We start from the raw sequence: 23602 nt of genomic DNA on the forward strand, positions 1-23602 counted from the left end.
CCTCAATTGTTAGGATGTACTACTAACTATTGGAGGTGCTTTTTTATTATGTTATCAAATCACAGAAGTTGACTTTTATATTACTCACGGTTACTAAAAAATATGACTTTCATTGATTAAGATAAATAAGAAGTTATGAAACTAAAATATGGAGTGAATATAGTGGAACTAAATCAAAATGTGAAAGAGAAGAAAAAATGGATAAAGGTTATTAGAAACATCACTCTTTCTATAATAGCTGTTTTCTTATTGTTGTTAGTAAGTGGTTTTGTCTATGATACGATTGCTTCGATGACTACTAAAAAAAATTATCCTGCTCCGGGTGAATTAGTTAATGTAGGAGAGAATACAATTCACCTTCAAATTAAAGGTAACGGCGAACAAATTGTTGTATTAGAAGCAGCAAGTGGAGCCGGCGTAATAGATTGGTTTGATTTGCCTGAACAACTGTCTAAAAATGCAACTGTAGTAACATACGATCGAGCAGGTTATGGTTGGAGTGGGGAATCAAAAACAGATCGTACAGCAGAAAATATTGTGGAAGATTTACGTAGTGCTTTAAAAGAAAAAGGACTAGAAGGCCCTTATGTTTTAGTTGGTAGTTCTATCGGAGGAATGTATACAAGGGCATTTGCAAAAGAGTATCCTTCAGAAGTTGCTGGAATGGTCCTTTTAGATGCGCGTACTGAGGATATGACTTTATTAACCAAGGGGATTTTTGAAAAAAACAAACTAGATCCTATATTACCAGGACAGCCATCCCCGGCAGTGACATCCTTTCTGGCAAAGATTGGCTTGTTTAGAATTTTAGGGCCTTCTATAGCAGTAACAGAAGATTACAAAGAGCGTAATCTTGGAGAGATACAAATGAATGTTACTTATAGACCTAAATTTTTTAGAGTGTTATTCAACGAAGCCGAAAAACTGTCTAATGTAGGGGATGCAATTCGAAATCAAAGTCTGGGTGATATTCCCTTGACTGTTATCTCACATGGTATCTCTCTTGCAGAAGATGCTGCTAAGGTAGGGTTGAGTAAAGAAGATGGGCAGGAAATGGAAGAAATTTGGCAAGAACAGCAAAAAAAATTGCTCTCTTTATCTTCGAACAGTAAACACGTTATTGCACAAAATAGTGGTCACCTTATCCATCAATATGAACCAGAGTTAATAGTGGAAGAGGTAAAAGCTGTGTTAGATAATCTTGAGTAAGGTTAAAATGCATAAACTGAGTTGTCATGCAAATTTGTTTAATAACGGTGTTAGTAGAATGACGAAAAGTCCAATGATAGTTAGAGCCCTTAATCACCATTACTGGTTATAACAAGGGCTCTATAGTTTGTCTTTTAAATAAATATATAAATAAAATAGGGAATGCGGTAATATAAAGGTCACGATTATAGCAGTTTATCCTGTTGAATTTTTCGGATAGCCTCGTTACGGTTCGAGACGTCTAGTTTTATATAAAGGTTAGAGACGTAGTTTTTAATGGTTCCAATAGAAAGGTACAATTTATCAGAAATCTGTTGGTTCGTTAAACCATTTGCAATACACTTAAGTACTTGTAATTCTCTTTTGCTAAGGTTAATTTTGTTCTCATCATGTTTTCCGTATTCTTCTTTTTGAATATGTTCGGCAAACAGGACTTTAGCTACATCTTTTGTTATCAAGGTTCCACCGTTTGCTACGACACGGATGCCTGCAGTTAAATCTTTTGTGTCAATCGCCTTTAAAAGGTATCCTTCAGCCCCAGCTTGTAAAGCATCGATAACATACTCCATTTCTTGGAATGTTGTCAGAATGATAATTTTTATCTGTGGAAACTTCTCCTTAATGCGCTTCGTTGCTTCAATGCCGTTCATTACAGGCATATTAATATCCATTAGAATGATATCAGGGATTTCGTCATCACAAAGATTAAACGCACGCTCTCCGTTCTCAGCTACACTAACCACTTCCATATCAGGTTCAATATTCAACACAATTTGTAGACTAGTACGGATAAGGTCTTGATCTTCTGTAATCATGATTTTAATACGTTCCATAAGTCTCCCTCCCATAGGGTAACTCACATCTTACTGTAGTTCCTGTTCCATTTTTGGATGTAATGTGTAAGTTTCCGCGTACCCCTTCAATTCTTTCTCGCATACCATGAATGCCAAATCCTTCAATTAGTTTGTCTGTTCCGCTACCGTTATCGTGTATAATCATTTGAATAAACTCCTCATAGAAGGTCAATGTTACTTTTATGTAAGAAGCATGACCATGCTTTTTTGCATTAGTAAGCGCCTCTTGAAGACACCGTAGTAGAGCTAGTTTAGTAGATTCAGATGTATTCTTCATGACCCTTTGGATATCCATATTAATTTCGGTTCCTGTCTGTTCTGAAAAATCCCGTATGACGTTTTGTAAAATATCACTTAGTGGGAGCTTTAATTCATTCATCGACATCTCATGGACTGTGCTTCGAAAACTATTGAGTGTATTCCTGTTAAATTGAATTAATTCTATAAGTCTTTGTTCTGCTTGTTTCGGATCTTCCTTTATGAGGGTTCTGACAGCGTCCATTCCAACTATTGAAGCAGTCAAGGAATGGCCGACTGTATCATGGAGTTCGCGTGCCATACGGCTTCGTTCTTCTAGTAATGTAACATGTTCCACTTGGTGATTATAATGTTCGAGTATTTTATTTTTTTCTTCAATACTTGCCACTAGTGTAGTCAATCGGTTTTTTTGCTCAAAAAACACTTTAAAGCAAAAACCAAATGCAAAAAATATGCTCGAATTTAACAATATATCGGTAATACTGTATTGATCTACAATCAAGGTAACGACCACAGGAAATATGATAAAAATGATAGGGACTAGAAACATAAATAATTTTTTAGGTGCTAAGAAAACAATGATTAAAATGGATATCGTAAAATGGTTTACGGCATCTGGAACCTGGAGCATTAGTAGAATATTAAAGCTCCAATTTAATATTATTTCGGACCAAACAAAGAGACTTGGTTTAACGTTTCCCGGAAGGTAGAATAGTTGAGGTATTGCATAAGAAAGTAAAGCCCAAGAAAGGATGAATCCAACATATTGGATTTGGCCATTATTAAGAATTAAAAATATACTTAACATAAACCATAAAAATCGCAGGACTAGTACGAACCAATCTACCCATCCCCAATATCGTTTCAATTGCTTCCCCATATTTACCTATCCTTTCCTTTCTGTAATTACCTTAATTTATTATACATTATCAAAGAAGGGATAATTTACTATTCATTAAATAGTCATTAGTTTTTATGACTATTAGACACTATCCATTTATGACTTTAAAAACATATATTAAGAAGGTAAACATCAATTGGAGGTTGTGGGCATGAATAGGACTAAGATATTCACATGCTTTTTAGTCATTTTATTGGTGATTAGTGTCGGAGCAACTACATTAATCCAGCTGCCAGTTAAGTTGAGCATTGATCAAAACATAAATGAACTAGACCAATACCTTATAAATCAAAAATTCAATGGGACGATTCTTATTGAACACGAAGGGGAAGTGGTATTTGAAAAAGGTTACGGATATCAACATAAGGAACTGGGAATAAAAAACACCTCCGAAACTGCATTTCTAATCGGTTCAATTACGAAACAGTTTACAGCAGCTGCCATCTTAAAGCTCCAAGAGGATGGAAAGCTACGTGTAGATGATACAATCGATCAATATTTTCCAAACTACCCACACGGGGAGACTATTACTATTCATCATTTATTGACACATACATCAGGAATCCCAGAGTATCTAGATTTCCTCGATAAAGGCGATTTGGCGTCATTAGAATGGACGCCAGAACAAATTATCAGTGAAATTCAGAGTAAGCCTTTTCACTTTGAACCAGGCGAAAAGTATGAATATAACAATACAGCGTATGTTATGCTCGGAGGGATTATTGAGCAAGTAAGTGGGGAGAGCTATGAGGCGTTTTTAAAAAATCATTTTTTTATCCCATTATCTATGTCTAACTCTTCTTTTGGCTATTCTTCTCAAAAAGAACAGGCTATTGGCTATATGAATGAAAAATATGAAAAAGCAAAATTTGTTCATCCTACTTTTCCTCATGGTGGAGGGGCACTTGCGTCAACAGTCCATGACTTATTGAAATGGACAAAAGCATTAGAAACGAATAAGGTCATTTCGAATAAAAACAAAGAACAAATGCGGATGAGTCATACAGGTTATACTCTACTTCCAGGTCAGTCTTATGGTTATGGCCAATATGTTTTTAACGATGGTAAAAACGTGTACCATCCTGGATATATTTATGGATTCAGTTCCAATTTATATCATGATACAGAAAAAGAAATAGTTGTTGTTGCCTTGTCAAATATGCATGATAGTATGTTACCAATGATTCCTTCGTTTATTCATGAGTTTAGCGAAAGAGTAGAACATTCCATTTACGGAAATATCATGACCGGACTAATTTTTATTTTAACGGCGTGGAGCATAAGCGTATTGGTAAAATGGATCAGAAGATTGAATCGTGGGGAGATTACGTTGGGTAAAGCACGATGGTACAGAATTGTTTTTCAGACAATTCTTTTACAGTTAATTGGCCTAGCCCTGCTAATTATTCCATTTATACCTAATATCAAAGTTGATATTCTATCTTCAGTATACTTACTATACGTCATCGCACCATTTTGGGGGAGTATAGTTAATCTAGTAATAGTGGTTTTCGTTTTAATATGTATGGGATCAGTGCATCCTTACCTAAAAAAATATAAGCCAAACACCTTATTTAGAAATGGAGCTAAAATTTAGCTCCTTTTTTTGTTGGTGTATCAAAAGGAAACGGTGAATATTTGCTACTGCATCTGTAGCGAAATATTTTCTTGCACTGGCAATAATGCAACTAGATTTCGACTCCTTTTATATATTTTTGCCTATAGCCTTTTCATCAGACTTATCTCTTTTTAATCCCATAGAAATAGTTTATAATTATCAGATAATAGTAGCTATTTTTATTGATGAAAAATTATAATATAATAGGGATATAATGAAGAAAGAAAAGGTATGTTCTTAGGTCGCGCCTGCCGTTTTTTTGTATTAAAGTAGGGGCGCCTGCAAATATAGGGGATAAGGAAGGTTATCATGAGCAACAGACAGAATAAAACAGACGTAATCTTAATTGGTGCTGGAGTCATGAGCGCGACTTTGGGATCATTACTTAAAGAGTTAGTACCCGAATGGGAAATTAAAGTGTTTGAAAAACTCGCAAGTGCGGGAGAAGAAAGCTCGAATGAGTGGAATAATGCAGGGACAGGCCATGCTGCATTATGTGAGCTAAACTATACATCGGAAAAGCCTGATGGATCGATTGATATTAGTAAAGCGATCAAAGTTAATGAGCAGTTCCAATTATCAAGACAGTTTTGGGCTTACCTTGTAAATAAAAAACTGATTAGCAATCCACAAGATTTTATTATGCCAATTCCTCATATGAGTTTAGTGCAAGGGGAAAAAAATATAGAATTTTTACAAAAACGTTTTGAAGCGCTTTCAACGAATCCATTGTTTCAAGGGATGGAATACTCTGAAGACCCTAAAAAGCTAGAAGAGTGGGTTCCGCTTATTATGGAAGGTCGTACGTCAAATGATCCAATAGCGGCAACTAAAATTGATTCTGGTACGGATGTGAACTTTGGAGCTTTAACACGCATGTTATTTGACCATCTAAAAAGTAAAAATGTTGAAATTAACTACCAACATAGTGTGGAAGATATTAAACGTTCAAGTGACGGCTCTTGGGATGTTAAAGTGCGTGATCTTAACAGTGGTAAAACGGAACACCATACGGCTAAATTTGTATTTATCGGTGGTGGGGGAGGAAGTCTTCATTTACTTCAAAAAACCGGAATTCCTGAGTCAAAACATATCGGGGGATTCCCTGTAAGTGGGCTTTTCATGGTATGTAATAATCCGAAAGTAGTCGAACAGCATCATGCAAAGGTGTACGGTAAAGCTAAGGTGGGGGCTCCACCAATGTCTGTTCCACATCTGGATACCAGGTACATTGATAACAAAAAATCATTGTTATTTGGACCATTTGCAGGTTTCTCACCTAAGTTCTTAAAAACGGGTTCAATGTTGGACTTAATCACATCTGTCAAACCAAATAATGTCCTAACCATGTTAGCAGCAGGGGCCAAAGAGATGTCATTGACAAAATATCTTATTCAGCAAGTCATGTTATCGAAAGAACAACGTATGGAAGAATTACGTGAGTTTATCCCGAATGCGAAAAGTGAAGACTGGGATATGATTGTTGCAGGTCAACGTGTACAGGTTATTAAGGATACAGATGCAGGGAAAGGAACACTTCAATTTGGTACGGAAGTGGTTAGTGCCTCTGATGGATCTGTAGCTGCACTGCTGGGGGCTTCTCCAGGTGCTTCTACTGCTGTTCATGTAATGCTAGAGGTATTAGAAAAATGTTTCCCACAACATATGAAAGAGTGGGATCCAAAAATTAAAGAAATGATCCCTTCTTATGGAGTATCACTAACAGAAAACCCAGAGCTATTCCAAGAGCTTCATACTTCAACAGCTGACGCATTGAGATTGAATAATAAAGAATTAGTTTATAGTTAAAATAAAGAACCTTAAATCTATGATTTAAGGCTCTTTATTATTTTTATAGCAAGTCAATTATGTATTTCGCAAAAAAAATGTATTTTCGCAAAATTATAGAGGTTTTTCGCAAAAAAATAATCTTTTTTGCAAGATTATTCCTCTTATCGCAAATATAATATTATATTCGCAAAAAAACTGATTGTGACCAGTAAAAGGCAAGGCCTTGAAACCAAATTAAAAAGCTCTAGTACATAAATGGTACTAGAGCTAGAGCGAACTTTTACAAATTAATTTCTTATCATATAATCAAAAGCCCCTAATGCTGCTGTAGCACCTGAACCCATTGATATAATAATTTGTTTATATGGACTATCTGTACAATCTCCTGCAGCAAATACTCCAGGAAGGTTTGTCGCTCCATGCTTGTCTACGATGATTTCACCGAAACGTGTACGTTCAATCGTTTCTCCTAACCAATCTGTATTTGGTATTAGACCAATTTGAACAAAGATACCTTCTAGTTCAATATGACGAACTTCTTCTGTCTCACGGTCCAAATATGAAATACCATTTACTTTGTCTGTACCAGTAATTTCTTTTGTTTGAGCATTCTTGATTACTGTTACGTTTGGCAGGCTGTAAAGGCGATCTTGTAGAACTGCATCAGCTTTAAGCTCCGCGTTATACTCAAGTACGGTTACATGCTTAACGATTCCTGCAAGGTCGATAGCTGCTTCCACACCAGAGTTCCCGCCACCAACAACGGCTACGCGTTTTCCTTCGAATAATGGACCATCACAGTGAGGGCAGTAAGCTACACCTTTATTCTTGAACTCGGCTTCACCAGGTACACCGATATTGCGCCAACGAGCACCAGTAGAAAGGATGACTGTTTTACTTTTTAAAACAGCTCCATTTTCCAGTTCAATTTCAATTAGATCTTTCTTTTCAAGACGCTTAGCACGCTGTAAGTTCATGACATCGATGCCATAGTCTTTTACATGTTCCTCAAGACTAGCTACTAACTTAGGACCTTCTGTATGTTTCACACTAATAAAGTTTTCAATCCCCATTGTGTCCATAACTTGTCCACCAAAGCGTTCAGCTACAATACCCGTACGGATTCCTTTACGTGCTGCGTAAATGGCTGCACTAGCTCCAGCTGGACCTCCACCGACAACAAGCACATCATACGGATCCTTATCAGTAAATTCAGAAGCATCAGGACCGGTACCCATTTTGGCAAGGATCTCTTCAATCGTCATACGTCCACCGCCAAAGTTTTCTTCGTTTAGGAAAACTGTTGGCACGGCCATAATGTTTTTGCTTTCAACTTCTTCTTTGAAGGCAGCACCATCAATCATCGTATGAGAAATACCTGGGTTTAGGATACTCATTAAATTAAGTGCCTGTACAACATCAGGACAGTTGTGACAAGTTAGGCTAATGTAAGATTCAAACTTATATTCGCCTTTTATATTTTTAATTTGATCAATAACCTTCTGATCAACCTTTGGTGCTCTTCCACTTACTTGTAATAGAGCCAACACTAATGAAGTAAATTCATGCCCTAGTGGAACACCTGCAAATGTTACCCCAGTATCTTCGCCGATGCGATTCACACTAAAGCTTGGTGTTCTTTCTAATTGAACTTTCTCAACCTTAATGTTAGGTGACATGGTAGCAAGTTCATCGACTAAAATTAGCATGTCTCGAGTGACTTCATCGGTACCTTCACTAACCTTAAGTAAGATATCGCCCTCCATTAATTGGAGGTACTGGGCTAATTGTGCTTTAATATCTGCATCTAGTAACATGGTAATACTCCTTAGATTTTTCCTACAAGGTCAAGGCTTGGCTTAAGAGTTGCAGAACCTTCTTGCCATTTAGCTGGGCAAACTTCACCTGGATTGTTACGTACATATTGTGCAGCTTTAATTTTGTTAACAATCGTGCTAGCGTCACGGCCAATGCCACCTGCGTTGATTTCAACTGTTTGAATGATACCATCTGGATCGATGATAAATGTACCACGATCAGCAAGGCCTTCTTCTTCGTTTAAAACATCGAAGTTACGAGAGATTTTTTGTGAAGGGTCACCAATCATAATATATTCAATCTTACCAATTGCTTCTGAATGGTCATGCCATGCTTTGTGTGTGAAATGAGTATCAGTTGAAACAGAATATACTTCTACTCCAAGCTCTTTTAAAGTAGCATATTCGTTTTGAAGATCTTCTAACTCAGTTGGACATACGAAAGTGAAATCAGCAGGGTAGAAGCATACTACACTCCATTGACCTTTAAAGTTGTTTTCAGATACATCGATAAATTCACCGTTATGGAACGCTTTTGCTGCAAATGGTTTTACTTCTTTTCCGATTAATGACATAGTTAAATTCCTCCTAATGTTTGTATAAATTAAATAGTCTTGAGGAAAAATAATTTCCTAGCAACTATTTGTTAAATAGAATAATTCTAATTCAATATGAATTATCATATAGAAATCATTTTTTTGCAAGTAATACACTTTCTTTGTAACAATTTTGCCAAAATAATTTCAGAAGTATAAAAGGCTTAGTGTTTGCCCGTATCTCGTTCATATAAATCCAAGTACTTCAAATTAAAAGAGCAAGTTAAAATAGAAAAAACAAAAAACCACAGCACGGCACCCATCTATTCTGCCCAAACTGTGGTTTAAATATTAGACCTATGAAGATTTTAAAGAATTAGTACTTTCACGAATAACTAAATTGTGTGTGATATTGATATGTGGAGAGATTTGTTCTTGTTCGTTTTTACAAAGCTTGATTAAATTACGTGTAGCTGTCATTCCAATTTCTACTGCTGAATATTCGATGGTGGACAATCTTGGACGCATCAAGCTAGATAGCTCAATCCCATCAAAACCAAAAACAGATATGTCCTCCGGAACGCGATATCCATGATCCATAAGATAAGTAACAGCCCCGATAGCTATTGAATCCGTTGAACAAAAAACAGCGGATGGGATAGGTTCATGTTCCAAAAGGGATGCTATCGCTTGGCTTCCACCCTCTATAGATAATTCACTATCGACGATCCATCTTTCCTCTAAAGGAATTCCAGAATCAATAAGTGCCTTTCGATAGCCATGGAATCGATCTTCCCGAACAGTCTGACCTGTATTTCCGCGGATCATAGCAATTTTCCGATGACCATTTTGCAGCAAATACGTTACTGCTTCATAGGAAGCGGTGATGTTGTCAACGTGAACAGATGGTATGGAAGGAATCGATGAGATTTGTCCAATTAACACGACAGGAGTAAGATTCTTTTGAATCAACTCTAAATGTTCTTCTTGCCACTGTTCTCCCATAAATATAAGACCCTGTACAGAAAGCTTATTACTAAATAAATCAATATAATGAAGTTCATTATTAGTAGACCCATCTGTCAATCCAATCACCGTATCATAACCATACAATTTACATACGCGGTTAATCCCTACAATTAAATCATCCAGGACTGTATTACTATATTGTGGACAAATAACCCCTATTAAGAGTTGATCTTGTTGGAGAGATAGATTTTGAGCAACAAAAGGAAGGTAGTTTGTTTCTTTTAAGACATTGATAACACGTTTTTTAACTTCCTCATTGACAGGTTTACTATTGTTAATGACCCTAGAGACAGTTGATGGGGAGACACCAGCACGTTTAGCAATCTCCTTTAACGTGATTTTCATTTCATCACAACCTTACTTAAGATATTTATAGAAAAAGTAGTCTCCAAAACTACTTATAAGAGGGAACTTATTATGAAGCTAGTTAATAAATAATAGTTTTCAACAATTATAATTAAGATGACCAATTTACTAGATTTAGGTAAAAATCATCAAAATATTTCATTGACCTAGGAAATATTCTGTCATATAATCAGCACATAGGCAATAAAATTTCCTACAAAGGAAAAAATTTTTCTTTTATAAAAGGAGGATGACTATATGAAATTAATGAAAGCGCTTAAGAGAACAGCTATGATCGGTATGACTGGCGCACTAGCTTTCTCATTAGTAGCATGTTCAGGAAAAACAGAAGAAAAAGCATCTGACAACAATGCGGGTTCGAAATCAGATTCTCCAGTAAGTATCATTGTAACAAATGGTAAAGGTGAAATTGATGCTCAGTTCAAGGAAGCAGCAAAAGCATTCATGGACGCTAATCCGGATATCAAGGTAGAAGTTAACTCTACTGCAGTTGGAGATACATTAAATGTATTTGATAAATTAACAGCTTCAGGTAAAGTAGTAACTTTAGCTATGTTTGAACCATATGCAGCTTTAAATAAATACAAAGATGTTGGTATTGATTTATCAAATGAAAAGTGGGTAGCTGAAACTACATCTGCACTTACAAATGCAGAAGGTCAAGTAGTTGGATTCCCATTTGCAGTAGAAGGTATGGGTCTTGTTTACAATCAAAAAGTAATGGACAAAGCTGTTGGTGGAACTTTTGATCCATTCACTATTAATACACAAGATGAATTGAAAGAATTATTAGATAAAGTAAAAGCTACTGAAGGCGTTAAGGCTCCTGTTGCTTACCAAACAGAAGCTTGGTCAGTAGGAAATCACTATAGCTCTTTATTCTTAAACCAAGTAGAAGATCCTGCCACTCTAGTAAATGACTTAAAAGCTGGTTCAGTAGATCTTGCTGGAAATGACATTTGGAACGGATATTATAATACTTTAGAATTACTTACTTCTGAAGAATATAATGAGTTTGGTAAACGTCCAATTGGCCAATACTATGATGCTGCTCACTTAGCAGTAGGTAAAGGCGAATCTGCTATTCTATTTAATGGTAACTGGGCGTATGATTCATTAAAAGCAGTTGCTGGTGATACATTTGGATTCATGCCTGTAGCGGTAGATAACAATCCAGATAACCCAGTAAATAACAAAATTGCAGTTGGTCCTACTCAAGTATTAGTAGTGAACAAAAAAGCTTCTGAAGCTGAGCAAGCAGCAGCTAAAAAGTTCCTTGATTGGATCGTATTTGACGAAGCAGGTCAAGATTTCGTTGTAAATAAATCACAAGTTATCTCTGCTTTCAAAAATAACCCGAACACAGTTACAAACCCACTAGGTATTGCAATTGCTGATGCAATCGGTAAAGATAGAACAATGCATTTTACAACTAACTTCATCAATGCAGCAGACTGGCCTACAACAGTTGGTCCTGAAGTACAAAAGTTAATTGCTAAACAATCAAGCAAAGAAGATTTAGCAAAATACATGGAAAATTACTTCAAAAATCAACAATAATTAGTATAATTAGTAAAACCACAAAAAGTGGGCGAGTAGTTTAAGATCACTCGCCCACTTGTTTTAATTTTAGAATAGGATGTGAAGAAAATGACGCATCGCAAAAAGAATCTTGCTAATATGGGGAATTCTTTACTATTTCTAGGGCCAACTACTGTTTTCTTTACTTTAACAGTATTAATTCCTTTCATCTATGGGTTGTATATAACCTTTAATAGAATGGCTACACCAGTTGATCCAATGGTGTTTGCTGGTCTAGAGAACTATGTGAATGCTGTAAAAGATACAAAATTTTGGGAGTCCCTGTGGCTAACACTTAGATTTGTAGTGGCAACCGTATTTTTTGTAAACCTAGTAGGATTTGGGCTTGCGTATCTAGTAACCTCAGGCATTAGAATTCAAAACTCCTTGAGAACCGCTTATTTCACTCCAAATTTAATTGGAGGATTAGTTCTTGGTTACATTTGGCAGTTTATTTTTGTACAAACATTGCCTTCCTTAGGAGAGAAATTAGGAATTGAATGGTTGGAGCTAGGTTGGTTAGGAGACCCAACGATGGCATTTTGGTCACTTGTAATCGTTACGATTTGGCAAACTTCCGGCTATATGATGATCATCTTTATTGCTGGTTTAGTCAGCATCCCTAAAGATCTTATGGAAGCAGCTAGAATTGATGGAGCGGGTCCTTTTAGAAGGTTAATTAATGTAACGATTCCTTTAATGATTCCTTCTTTTGTTGTTACCATCTTCTTATCTTTAAAAAATGCTTTCATGGTATACGACTTGAACTTCTCTTTAACAAAAGGTGGGCCTTTTGGAAGTACTGAAATGGTTTCGATGCACGTGGTTAATAAAGCCTTTGTTGAAGCGAACTACGGAACGGGGCAGGCAGAGGGAATTATTCTCTTTATCATCGTTGCGATCGTAACAGGAATTCAAGTATATTCTAGTAAGAAAATGGAGGTTGAAGCATAATGAAAGTACAAAGAATTGTGTCTTCTACCCTAATCTATTTAATTTCTATCATCGCGTTAGTGGGCTTCATATTCCCGTTTGTGTTACTGATTATCAACTCATTTAAAGATAACGGTGAGATTTTAACCAGTCCATTTGCTCTACCTTCTAGCTGGAGTTTCGATCAGTTTGTTGAAGTTATTGTGGCAATGAATTTTATGGTTACTTTTAAAAATACATTTCTTATTACTTCAATAAGCACTCTTTTAATCGTCATCTTCTCCGCAATGGCTGCTTATCATATGGTTAGAAAGCCAACGAAATATAATAAATTATTTTTCACTATTTTAGTAGCATCTATGGTAATTCCGTTTCAAACGTTAATGATTCCGCTTATTTATATTTATGGTGCTAAGCTTCAATTAATTGATGCGATTCCAATTCCTTTATTAATCTTCTTTTATATTGGCTTTGGTAGTGCACTGTCTATATTTATATTTCATGGATTTATTAAATCTATTCCAGTTGAGATTGAAGAAGCAGCTAGAATTGATGGATGTAATACGATTCAAACGTTTTTCATCATCGTATTCCCAATGTTAAGACCGATTGCGGTTACAGTAGCTATTCTTAATGTCTTATGGATTTGGAATGACTACCTACTACCATCACTAGTGTTAAATAACGAAGCCGTTTATACAATGCCTGTTATGATGAAGGTATTTAACGGTACGTATATGAATAATTGGGAGCTACTAATTCCAGCTATTCTTTTAACCGTATTACCAATCTTAATCTTGTACATGATTAGCCAACGCTCGGTTATCAATGGTGTTATGCAAGGTTCAATTAAATAATAAAGAAGGAGGCCATTTCGTTACAATGGTCTCCTTCTTTTTATGCTTGTACTTCGCTCATTAATGCGTGGGTATTTCCTTCTGTATCTTGAAAAAATGTCATCCATGTCTCAGTGGATCCTATTTTTGCCACGATATGAGGTTCATCGATAAAAGTAACCCCGTTACCAGCTAAATCCTCATAAGATTTCTTAATATCTTCAACTTGAAAATATACGACCGAACTAGGATGATCAAATTCATCTTTCTCAGGTAAACTTAATAAAAGACGTAATCCGTTACAATCAAAAAAGGCCATTGTATCCGTGTTAAATAATAAAGAAAGGGTTAGTTTATCTTTGTAAAAATGCAGTGCTCTATCTAATTCTTTAACAGGTATTCCAATCTGGCCAATCTTTTGTATGTTAGTAGCTACCATAAGTATTCTCCTATCTATTTCTTGATACTATTATTATACATAAATTTGGAATTTTTGGATAATTTTATTGTTGGACAGAATTACTAGAACACTCCAAACAACTAAGTATACGTGTATACAATCTGTAAACAAAAGTATACAAATGTGTATGCATGTTTACAAAGCTGTATACATGCTGTAACCACAAGATGTATACAAATTTGTAAAGGTTGTTTACTTAATTGTTTACAAATAATGGTTAAGTTTACGAAAAGTTTACAGGTTTACAGTTTCATTTCTTTTCCTCAGGTTTCATTGAACTATGTATAAAACATCTATACCCTTAAATGAAGGACAGTGATTTACATTAGTTTTATAACAAAATTGAAAAGGGATGATTATTTATGAATAAGTCTAGAATTGCAGCTATTGATGTGGGTAATGATTCTATTAAGGCTATTTTAGGAGAATTAGAATATGAACTAAATATTCCTAACATCGTTGCTAGAGACACAGAAGACCGCCCAGTTATCGGCATAGAAGAACTAGATAATAAAAATCCACTAGACGGTATTCATATCAAAGTTCATTCCCCAGCTTTACAAGATAATAATGTAGTCTACCGTGTCGGTGATTTAGCTACAAAAAGTAACAATGCAACAGAACTAGACCCAGGTAGCAGTAAGTCTGAAGAAGATCAAACCCTCGTCATGCTTTTAGCGACTCTTGCTTTAGATGCAGTAAGAGAAGAAAATAAAAGTATTTTTCCAAGAAATAAAAATGTGGTAGATGCCAATTACACACTAGGAACTGGATTACCACTCCGTGAAGTGAAAGAGGGAAAAGATGCTGGATACCGTTCTAAACTAATCGGTTCGGTTCATCAAGTAGAGTTTCTTGTAACTCCGAAATATCAAGGACTTAAAGTAAATATTAAGTTTGAAGAAGTAAAAGTTTATCCAGAAGGTTTTGCTGCCTATATTAATCTAGTGATGGATAATAATTTAAAGATTATAAATAAGGACCTAATTGATAAGAGAATCTTAATTCAAGATATTGGTGGTCTATCGACTGATATTGCGGTTATTAAAAATCGAAATGTAGATGATGATAAAGCTCAAGGCTTTAACCTCGGTGTTTCTGAGTCCCTTGAAGCCATTAGAGAAGAAATTAGAACGAAGCACGGAATTGAATTAGATAGTCGAAGAGACGTGGTTGAAATTATCACGAAGAAGAATGATCGTAATCATATTATGGTCAAAGGAAGTCGGACAAGTGTCCATGATATTACAGATCGAATTCTTCTAGATTTAGCGAAAAAGCAATACCGTTTATTACGTAATACGTGGCAAAAGAATTCACAAACAGAGATTTGTTATTTTGTAGGCGGAGGATCAAATGTACTAAAAGAATATATTAAGACTCTTAATAATAATCTGGATGGCTATAATATAGACTTTTTTGAGGATGAAAAAGAAAGTATTTGGATGATGGCAAATGCTTATTACAAGTTAATTATGGATTTTACTAGAAAGTTAGAAAAACAAAAAGCGGTTAAAGAACCGGTTAAGAACTAAGGTACGTCCATGAAGAAATCTAACATGGGAGAAATTAAGAGAGGGCAGACCATTTCATTTCGTATTCCCTCGGATACCCCTGATCATCTATTAAAACATTTGCAAAAACTAAAAGAAACGGAAAGAAGAAACTTCTCTAGTAAAATTGCTGACTTTGTGATGCAAGGAGTAGGAAGTTCAAACATTAGGAATAGAGAGACAGTTACGGTTCCTCTACCTCAATCCTTGAGTAAAACACAACGAAACTGGCTAAAAAATGAACATTCTGAAGCATTAATCGGAAGCATTATTTATCAACTCTTATCAGACCCCGTTCGAGCTACATCCCTACTCGCTTCACTCAATAGTAACTCTTTAGACATTAATGAAGCCCTCTACCTACAGGAAGAGCCGGAAGAGGAAAAGTTAGGGTTAGAGACTTATAGAGAGAATAGCCTTGCTAATAATATTGAACAGACTGCCTCAACGGATGAATTTGATTTTATAGAAGAAGAGGATGACTTAAGTGAATTTGACTGGGACACAGCCAAACAGAGTCAATCTGTTGATATAGGTGAAGAGAAAGAATTGGAAAGTAATTTAGAAGATTTATTAGGAGATTTTCTAGAGACGATGAATAAGTGAGAAGCTAAAATTCAACCCTTCAATACTTTTGAAGGGTTTTTTTAGTAAGATTTTATTACTCATCACTCTTAGCCAGTAGAAATTACAAATTATTATACTAGAATTGTAATAGACCTTTAATACTACTATTTTCCACTATATCCCTCACTACCCTTATACTAAAATGAAATTAGCAAGAATTACATTTTTATAGGAAAGGGAGAAAAGGGAATGAAGCCACGAAATCGTCTTAGTTTAGTGCATTACGGCTTGAAATTCTTAGTAGTTATTTTACTCTTACTCAGTAGTATTACTAATCTAAATGTTGCTTTAGCGGCAAAACCTGATCGTACAGCACCAACTGCTCCTACTAATTTACGTTCAACAGGTATTAGCGATTCCTCTGTATCTTTAGTTTGGAATCCCTCGACTGATAATGTTGGTGTTAAAAGTTATGATATATACCAGAATAATAGTCTAATAGGGAATGCTAGTACGAATCAATATACAATTAAAGGGTTGAGTTCTAGTACTACCTACAGTTTTTTTGTCAAGGCAAAGGACGCAAGAGGGAATGTTTCAGCATCTAGTAATATTTTAAAGGTCACTACCTCATCTTCAACAGTGGATGAACCTCCAAAAGTGAGTGATTTGGTGGTTGCTCCCATTGAAAGTGATAGTAAAACCATAAAAGGAACAGTAACCTTATCCGTTCAAGCAAGTGATGATAAAGGAATTAACAAAGTTGAATTTTACAGTAATAACGGTGGGTATTTAATTAAATCGCTGACTGCTGCGCCTTATAGTGTAAACTGGGCAACAGACCCATGGGTCCCTGATGGGGAGCAAATTTTAAAGGCCGTTGTTTATGATACTAGTAACCAAATTGCACAAGTTTCAAAAGCGGTAATGGTTAAAAATACAGTAACTCCTGTAGTAAATGATTATAAAAAGATTGGTTATTACACAGGATGGTCTACATATTCAAATTTTCAGGTTTTAAACATTGATGCAAGTAAGCTTACCCATTTGAATTATGCTTTCGCTAACATCTCTTCAGATGGAAAAATAGCCTTGGGAGATTCATGGGCCGATATAGAAAAACCGTTTCCAGGAGATGCGGTAGATCAACCAATTAAAGGGAATTTTAATCAATTATCAAAACTTAAGGAACAATATCCTCATTTAAAAACATTAATTTCCGTTGGTGGTTGGACATGGTCTGAAAAGTTTTCAGATGTGGCTTTAACAGAGCAATCTAGAACTGTTTTTGCAGAAAGCTGTTTACAGTTTATTTTAAAATATGGCTTTGATGGGGTAGATATAGACTGGGAATATCCAGTTGCCGGAGGAGAGGCAGACAATGTCAATCGTCCGGAAGATAAACAAAATTTCACCTTATTATTAAAGAAACTAAAAGAAACCTTTGATGCTCAAAGTGCAAAGGACGGAAAGAAATACTTTTTAAGTATCGCTGGTGGTGCCTCTAAAGGATATTCCAACAATACGGAGCTAGATTTGATTCATCCATATGTCGATTACATTCAAGTGATGACATATGATTTTCATGGTAGCTGGGATACTATAACTGGATTAAATGCTCCACTTTATCGGGATCCAGATTCAAAATTCTCCTATCAATGGAGTGTTCAGGATGCTGTACAAAATTATATCAATCATGGAGTACCAGCAAATAAGCTAATTATGGGTCTTCCTTTCTATGGAAGAGTCTACAACCAAGTGAACAACACAAACAACGGTCTATATCAGTCATTCACTGGCGGAGGCTCTGCTTTTAGTTATGCAGAACTAGAGGCAAACTATATTAACAAAAATGGATTTACACGTTATTGGGAGTCAGACTCTAAAGTTCCTTGGTTATTTAATGGGACAAGATTTATCAGTTATGATGATGTGGAATCGGTGGGGTATAAAACGACTTTCATCAAGACAATGGGCTTAGGTGGAGCTATGATGTGGGAGCTTAGTCAAGATCCGAATAGAGTGTTATTGTCGAAAATTCATAATGATTTGCAGTAATAAAAGAGGAGCCTGGTTTTTCGTTGAACCAGGCTTTTCTTTACCATTGTTTAGGCTCGTAATTTAAATCGCTAAATAATTGCGTTTTTTCTTTCTTCGTTAAATCCCTCCATTGTCCTAGAGGAAGATTACCTAAATGAATATTCATAATTCGAACACGTTGTAATCTTTGAACACCATAACCAAGAGCTGCACACATACGACGAATTTGACGGTTTAACCCTTGAGTTAAAATAATTTGAAATTCGTATTTGGACAGCTGTTTTGTCTTACAAGGAAGAGTCTTCGTATCAAGAATCTCCACCCCCTCAGACATCTTCTTTAAAAAGTCTGCCGTAACGGGCTTGTCCACTGTAACAATATACTCTTTTTCATGCCTATTTTCAGCACGTAAGATTTCATTAACAATATCCCCGTCATTCGTGAGCAGAATCAGACCATCAGAATCCTTATCAAGCCGTCCGATATTAAAGATTCTTAATGGATGATTCACTAAATCAATGATATTGCCTTTGATATGCCTTTCAGTAGTACTCGTGATTCCTACAGGCTTATTTAAAGCTATGTAGACATAATTACTAGCTACTCTAAGCTGACTGCCATTGACCCGAACATCGTCCCCAGGCTCTACTTGACTACCCATCTGAGCAACCTTACCATTTATCGTAACTCTACCTTCAGCAACCAGCTTATCTGCACCACGCCTTGAGGTTGTGCCTGATTCGCTGATGAATTTATTAATGCGCAACGTAAACCACCCTTTTAGAGGAATTGTATATTTAAGAATAACGTATTTTAGAAAACTTATCAAAATCTGAGGGAAACTTTGTTTGACTACCTAAAGGTTACATAAAGCTTCATCATCTAGTATTCATTCTATTTTTCTAATACCATATAGCAATCCCCAGTTCCCTAGTTTATGATGATAATAACAGTAAATAAGATAATGACAGGTGGGAGTCATTTGATCCTTTTAGACTATATTATCAATCTTTCTATATTTTCACTTTTGGTAAGTACACCTTTAGTAATTGGATCTTTTATCAAACATAAGTTCAATCAACCATTTAGAAATATGAAGTTATGGATTAGCTTATATGCTGGGGTGGTTTCGTATATTTTGGTGATGATGTCCTTTCAACAAGATGGTTACTCTTATGATATTCGATACGCCCCTGTTATTTTGATGTTTTCGTATTTTGGCCCCATACCAGGAATCATTACAGGTGGATTTGCTTTAGCAGCACGCCTTCTTTCTAGTGGAAACTGGTATCCTGCCATTCTGGGTTGGACCTTTATAATGGTCAGTTTTTCTCTTATTTATATGTTTATAAAACACTACTCAACAGCTAAGAGAAATACATATTTATTTGTAACGTATTTAATCGTTTATGTAATTACGGTTCCGATTCTCTTTAATATATTTCGTAATCAACCTCTATTCCATCTTCAATACGTCCTATTTGTAATGTTAGGAGTCATTATTGGTTCATTATTAATCGAGTCTTACGTAAACCTATATAAAACCATAGCAGAAAGAAAGAAAATGGAGAAGACACTGGCTGAAAGTGAAGCAAAATATCGCTTGATTGCTGAAAATACTTCTGACTTAATTATGGTTTTAGATCATAATCAATCTGTACAGTATTATTCTCCTTCTCACCAACTAGTATTAGGTTTTGATAAGGGAGATCTAGTAGAAATGGATCTGGGAAAACTCATTCATCCTGATGATTCAAAGATGTTTGGTGATTGTATAAAAGCGATGTTTGAGAATAAAGGTTCCATAACATTGGAGTTTAGATTAATTCATAAGGAAGGAAATGCTATCGAATTCGAATCTAGATGTATGCCTGTTAAAGGTAATGATGATTCAATAGAACATATCGTTATTGTTAGTAGGGATATTTCAGAACGAAAAAAAGCCGAGGAGATTTTACTTCAATCAGAGAAATTATCGATTGTAGGGGAGTTAGCAGCTGGAGTCGCACATGAAATTCGCAATCCACTTACAACGATTAAAGGTTTTATTCAACTATATCGAAGTGAACTAGGTGCTACAAAATATAACGATTTAATTTTAAGTGAATTAGAGCGGATTGAAGTAATAACTAGTGAGCTTCTATCTCTAGGGAAACCACAAGCAGTCAAACTTGATCGAGTCAATTTAAAGGATTTACTTGATGATACGTTAGAATTACTGGCTCCACAAGCGAACTATGATGGAATTCAATTTAAAATGAAAAGTAATGGTGATGCCTTCCCTGTTATCGGGGAAAAAAATCAAATAAAACAAGTGTTTCTCAATATTCTCAAAAACTCTATGGAATCAATGGAAAATGGTGGAGAAATAAAAATTCACTTAACTAAAGATCAAGAAGGCATGTGTAGCATTTCAATCGAGGATGAAGGATGTGGAATACCGGAGGATCTACTCCCTCGTTTAGGAGAGCCTTTCTATAGTTTGAAAGATAAAGGAACCGGGCTAGGGATTATGATTTGTCATAAAATTATTAAACAACACCATGGTAGTATTCATTTGAGTAGTATGGTCAACAAAGGGACTATAGTTGAAATTAAACTTCCTTTAGTTATAGAGTAATTACATCGTTGAGGTAGATAATGAGATATTTAACAAAAGAACTATACATCTCCCATTCCTTTGAGCAGTGGGAAGAAAATTATAACAAATATCTAGAAGAATTCCATCGACTAGAACCCCGTTTTACTAAAAAAGCTTATAAATTTTTCTCAAGTTACTCTTTTCATGATGCAGAAATACTAGGCTTTGAAATAAAACGTCAATACCCTAACCTTATGTATCCATTGGAGATTATCATCACCGTAAAAGATTGGAACGATGATAGTATCTGGGAAATTAAATATAAAAGAGTAACTAATTATGAAATCAATATTTCAAAAAATAGTGACCAACATTACCTAGGGATCTGGGGTTACCAAGAGTTTCTGCCTGTTAATGATAAAATCATTTCCCATGAAATTATGATGATTCCACAATGTGATACTCTAAAGATAGAGTTTGAGAATAAACATATACAGATCAATAAAGTAAAGAATAGCTAAATGAAATGACTGAATGCCCCCTTTTGCAGTCGAGGAAATCTAACAGAGAAACATGTAAATGGTAAATTAAGGGGTTTTATATTAGGTAAAGATAATTTGTCTATGGATATTTAAAATACAATTAAAATCTTCTCGTGGGGAAGTAGATTTAGAGCTTGATGCTAAGACAGGTAAGGTCATCAAAGTAGATTATGATCATGATGATGACGACGATAATGATGATTTTGATTTTGAAGATTAATACTCATTTTAAAAGGCTAACTCTGATTTACAGAACTAGCCTTTTTGTTATTCTAATATAATTTATTTCAGTAACTCTCTAATAACCAAGTTGGTTAAATTAGGGACAATTTCTAATGAGAAAGATGTTTCCATACGCTCTAATTTTTTATGAGCATCTACCCCATAAGGTCCAATATTGATAACAGGAACATTGATATCTCTAATGTCTTGATAGTCAACAAAATGTTTCGTTCCCCATCCAGGGTTATTATTAGAAACAGCCTGAATCCCTTCTTCATCATCACTTAGCGCTACGAAGCTCATATCAGAGATATAAGGGAAGAAGTTTCTAGTGACAATTGGGTGTGGATATTCTGGTTGTACTTGTTCTACTGCTAAATCTAGAGCATTAATTAATACTTGCTCATTGTCTGTTTTTCCTGATAGTTCAATTCTAGGTGAATATAAGGAAGAGTAGAAAAGGATAATAGCTGGACTCTTATCACTCATCCATTTCCAAGCTTCTTCTACTACTCTAGCCGCAAACATTCGAGTATCTAATGTAATGTCTAGTAAAAGGTTTTCTTTAAACTCATTCATATGTTGTACATAAGCATCGCCATTTTCTTGAATCAGAAGCTGTTCCATTTCTTCATAGATATACACTCTTGGTTGCCAAGAATGGCTCATATATGGCTCACCGCTAATAGCACAGAACTGTTTATATCTTTCGTCAAAAGAAGATAGAGCCGCTTCAAAAGCAATAGTTGCTTGTTCTTTTAGCTTCACTATAACTTCTTTCGGTGACCAAGAATGGATAAAAAAGTTGTAATATACATAAGCAGAAAGGGCTGTTTGCACCGTATAAGAAGGTTTTAAATCAGTTTGTTTTAACGAAACTGGCGGAACAGTCGTTTCTCCTAATGCCTCGTTACAAAGTTCAGGGTTATAGTTAATTTGTTTAGTTAATTCTGCTGCTATGAAATTTGGATCAAGTCCTTCAAAGCATGACCCAACATGAGTTTCAGCACCTGTTATAAAGAACGATGGTAAAAGTTTTCCAACTGTCCCCTTATAGATGTAGCGGTTTTCATCTCCTTCAAAACGTGGAGAAACAAAATCCGCATTGATAGCTGCTACATAATCAAAGTTATGTTCCTCTTTCCAGCTTTTAAATGTTTTTAAAGCAGATAGTACCCCATGAGATCCGTCTTCTTCATCACATTCAGCTAGAAAAACAAGATTTCCATCTAGCTCTTCTGGGTGTTCAGAATAATATTTTAGTAGGTAAAGGTGGCTCGCCACTCCACTCTTCATATCTAAAATCCCTCTACCAAAAAGCCAGTTACCAGACTCTAGATGTTCTCTAGCGGATGCTGGTAAATCTTCATTTTTCAGTGCCTCCATTAGCTCGTCTGGAGAGCAAGCCAAATCTTTCAATTGATTGAAATCATCAATTCCAACCGTATCCATATGACCCATAAGGATAACCGTTCGATTACTCGTTCCTTTTGTCCCTTTAACGAAAGCTAAAACATTATGTCTTTCATGATCATCATTGATCGTTTGCTCTAGAGTGATATGTGTAGGATTATTAGTAAAGTATGGAAAAGAAGAAAGTAGAGTGTATAAAGAATGGGCGATGACTTTTTCACCATCTGTGTTAACAATACTCTCAATATTTACGAGTTGTTTCGTAAAGGCTAGTACTTCCTCGCGACATTGTAGCTTCATTTTATAACCTCTTTTTCTTGTAAAATATTTTTAATCTAATATTTAAGCCAGTCGAATCGTATCGCTAAAAATGTATATCAATATTAAAAGATTCGTCAAGTTATTTTTAATAGAGTAAATCACTATATTGGAAAATATATGTATATTAAAACAGTTGTTGCACATATGGAAAATTTACTATATAATCTTTTTATT

19 protein-coding genes are annotated in these 23602 nt (G+C 35.4%); 11 read left to right on the forward strand and 8 right to left on the reverse strand.

Features of this window, described 5'->3' with window-relative positions:
* Nucleotides 1-162: 162 nt before the first annotated feature.
* On the forward strand, nucleotides 163-1209 hold the full coding sequence (locus SM124_RS07980) for an alpha/beta fold hydrolase (protein ID WP_322445988.1): 1047 nt from the start codon (nucleotides 163-165) through the stop codon (nucleotides 1207-1209).
* Nucleotides 1210-1394: 185 nt separating this feature from the next.
* Here the strand turns inward: SM124_RS07980 and SM124_RS07985 are convergent, their stop codons facing one another.
* Both SM124_RS07985 and SM124_RS07990 read right to left on the reverse strand, forming a co-directional pair.
* Complete coding sequence (locus tag SM124_RS07985) at nucleotides 1395-2042, reverse strand: response regulator transcription factor (RefSeq protein ID WP_322445989.1); 648 nt, start codon at nucleotides 2040-2042, stop codon at nucleotides 1395-1397.
* Nucleotides 2029-3201, reverse strand: coding sequence for a sensor histidine kinase (locus SM124_RS07990; RefSeq protein ID WP_322445990.1), 1173 nt, complete (start codon nucleotides 3199-3201; stop codon nucleotides 2029-2031). The genes SM124_RS07985 and SM124_RS07990 overlap by 14 nt, the downstream gene beginning before the upstream one ends.
* 172 nt (nucleotides 3202-3373) lie before the next feature.
* On the opposite strand from SM124_RS07990, the gene SM124_RS07995 reads away from it, so the two are divergent.
* Together SM124_RS07995 and SM124_RS08000 are read left to right on the forward strand one after the other, a co-directional pair.
* Nucleotides 3374-4819, forward strand: a complete 1446-nt coding sequence (locus SM124_RS07995) for a serine hydrolase domain-containing protein (RefSeq protein ID WP_322445991.1) — start codon at nucleotides 3374-3376, stop codon at nucleotides 4817-4819.
* 330 nt (nucleotides 4820-5149) lie between these two features.
* Entirely contained in the window at nucleotides 5150-6649 is a 1500-nt protein-coding gene (locus SM124_RS08000) for a malate:quinone oxidoreductase (protein WP_322445992.1), read from the forward strand.
* Between the two features lie 269 nt (nucleotides 6650-6918).
* On the opposite strand, the gene ahpF is transcribed toward SM124_RS08000, so the two are convergent.
* From ahpF to SM124_RS08015, 3 genes are all read right to left on the reverse strand, one after another.
* Nucleotides 6919-8448 (reverse strand): alkyl hydroperoxide reductase subunit F, encoded by a 1530-nt coding sequence (ahpF, locus tag SM124_RS08005; protein WP_322445993.1) that lies wholly within the window; start codon nucleotides 8446-8448, stop codon nucleotides 6919-6921.
* Nucleotides 8449-8459: 11 nt separating this feature from the next.
* Complete coding sequence (gene ahpC, locus SM124_RS08010; protein ID WP_322445994.1) at nucleotides 8460-9023, reverse strand: alkyl hydroperoxide reductase subunit C; 564 nt, start codon at nucleotides 9021-9023, stop codon at nucleotides 8460-8462.
* A 318-nt stretch (nucleotides 9024-9341) separates the two neighbouring features.
* Nucleotides 9342-10358: a LacI family DNA-binding transcriptional regulator gene (locus SM124_RS08015; protein WP_322445995.1), complete on the reverse strand. Its 1017-nt coding sequence runs from the start codon at nucleotides 10356-10358 to the stop codon at nucleotides 9342-9344.
* Nucleotides 10359-10616: 258 nt separating this feature from the next.
* Between SM124_RS08015 and SM124_RS08020 the strand changes: the two genes are divergently transcribed.
* The 3 genes from SM124_RS08020 to SM124_RS08030 all read left to right on the forward strand — a co-directional run bounded on the left by SM124_RS08020 (nucleotide 10617) and on the right by SM124_RS08030 (nucleotide 13750).
* Nucleotides 10617-11939 (forward strand): ABC transporter substrate-binding protein, encoded by a 1323-nt coding sequence (locus SM124_RS08020; RefSeq protein WP_322445996.1) that lies wholly within the window; start codon nucleotides 10617-10619, stop codon nucleotides 11937-11939.
* A gap of 90 nt (nucleotides 11940-12029) precedes the next feature.
* On the forward strand, nucleotides 12030-12914 hold the full coding sequence (locus SM124_RS08025; RefSeq protein ID WP_322445997.1) for a carbohydrate ABC transporter permease: 885 nt from the start codon (nucleotides 12030-12032) through the stop codon (nucleotides 12912-12914).
* Entirely contained in the window at nucleotides 12914-13750 is an 837-nt protein-coding gene (locus SM124_RS08030) for a carbohydrate ABC transporter permease (RefSeq protein ID WP_322445998.1), read from the forward strand. The genes SM124_RS08025 and SM124_RS08030 overlap by 1 nt, the downstream gene beginning before the upstream one ends.
* A 40-nt stretch (nucleotides 13751-13790) precedes the next feature.
* Here the strand turns inward: SM124_RS08030 and SM124_RS08035 are convergent, their stop codons facing one another.
* Nucleotides 13791-14168: a VOC family protein gene (locus tag SM124_RS08035; RefSeq protein ID WP_322445999.1), complete on the reverse strand. Its 378-nt coding sequence runs from the start codon at nucleotides 14166-14168 to the stop codon at nucleotides 13791-13793.
* A 383-nt stretch (nucleotides 14169-14551) separates the two neighbouring features.
* Here SM124_RS08035 and SM124_RS08040 point away from each other — a divergent pair, with 383 nt between their 5' ends.
* The 3 genes from SM124_RS08040 to SM124_RS08050 all read left to right on the forward strand — a co-directional run bounded on the left by SM124_RS08040 (nucleotide 14552) and on the right by SM124_RS08050 (nucleotide 18367).
* A complete protein-coding gene (locus SM124_RS08040; RefSeq protein ID WP_322446000.1) occupies nucleotides 14552-15724 on the forward strand; it encodes an Alp7A family actin-like protein in 1173 nt (390 codons plus the stop codon).
* 9 nt (nucleotides 15725-15733) lie between these two features.
* On the forward strand, nucleotides 15734-16348 hold the full coding sequence (locus SM124_RS08045; RefSeq protein ID WP_322446001.1) for a hypothetical protein: 615 nt from the start codon (nucleotides 15734-15736) through the stop codon (nucleotides 16346-16348).
* A 210-nt stretch (nucleotides 16349-16558) separates the two neighbouring features.
* Nucleotides 16559-18367, forward strand: a complete 1809-nt coding sequence (locus SM124_RS08050) for a glycosyl hydrolase family 18 protein (protein WP_322446002.1) — start codon at nucleotides 16559-16561, stop codon at nucleotides 18365-18367.
* Between the two features lie 40 nt (nucleotides 18368-18407).
* Here the strand turns inward: SM124_RS08050 and rluF are convergent, their stop codons facing one another.
* Nucleotides 18408-19115: a 23S rRNA pseudouridine(2604) synthase RluF gene (gene rluF / locus SM124_RS08055; RefSeq protein ID WP_322446003.1), complete on the reverse strand. Its 708-nt coding sequence runs from the start codon at nucleotides 19113-19115 to the stop codon at nucleotides 18408-18410.
* A 216-nt stretch (nucleotides 19116-19331) separates the two neighbouring features.
* Between rluF and SM124_RS08060 the strand changes: the two genes are divergently transcribed.
* Together SM124_RS08060 and SM124_RS08065 are read left to right on the forward strand one after the other, a co-directional pair.
* Nucleotides 19332-20969, forward strand: a complete 1638-nt coding sequence (locus SM124_RS08060) for an ATP-binding protein (RefSeq protein ID WP_322446004.1) — start codon at nucleotides 19332-19334, stop codon at nucleotides 20967-20969.
* A gap of 20 nt (nucleotides 20970-20989) precedes the next feature.
* Complete coding sequence (locus SM124_RS08065) at nucleotides 20990-21451, forward strand: hypothetical protein (protein WP_322446005.1); 462 nt, start codon at nucleotides 20990-20992, stop codon at nucleotides 21449-21451.
* 303 nt (nucleotides 21452-21754) lie between these two features.
* On the opposite strand, the gene SM124_RS08070 is transcribed toward SM124_RS08065, so the two are convergent.
* Entirely contained in the window at nucleotides 21755-23407 is a 1653-nt protein-coding gene (locus SM124_RS08070; RefSeq protein WP_322446006.1) for a M20/M25/M40 family metallo-hydrolase, read from the reverse strand.
* Between the last annotated feature and the right edge of the window lie 195 nt (nucleotides 23408-23602).

It is taken from the genome of Robertmurraya mangrovi, from assembly GCF_034427655.1.
GTDB classification, from domain to species: Bacteria; Bacillota; Bacilli; order Bacillales; family Cytobacillaceae; genus Robertmurraya_A; species Robertmurraya_A mangrovi.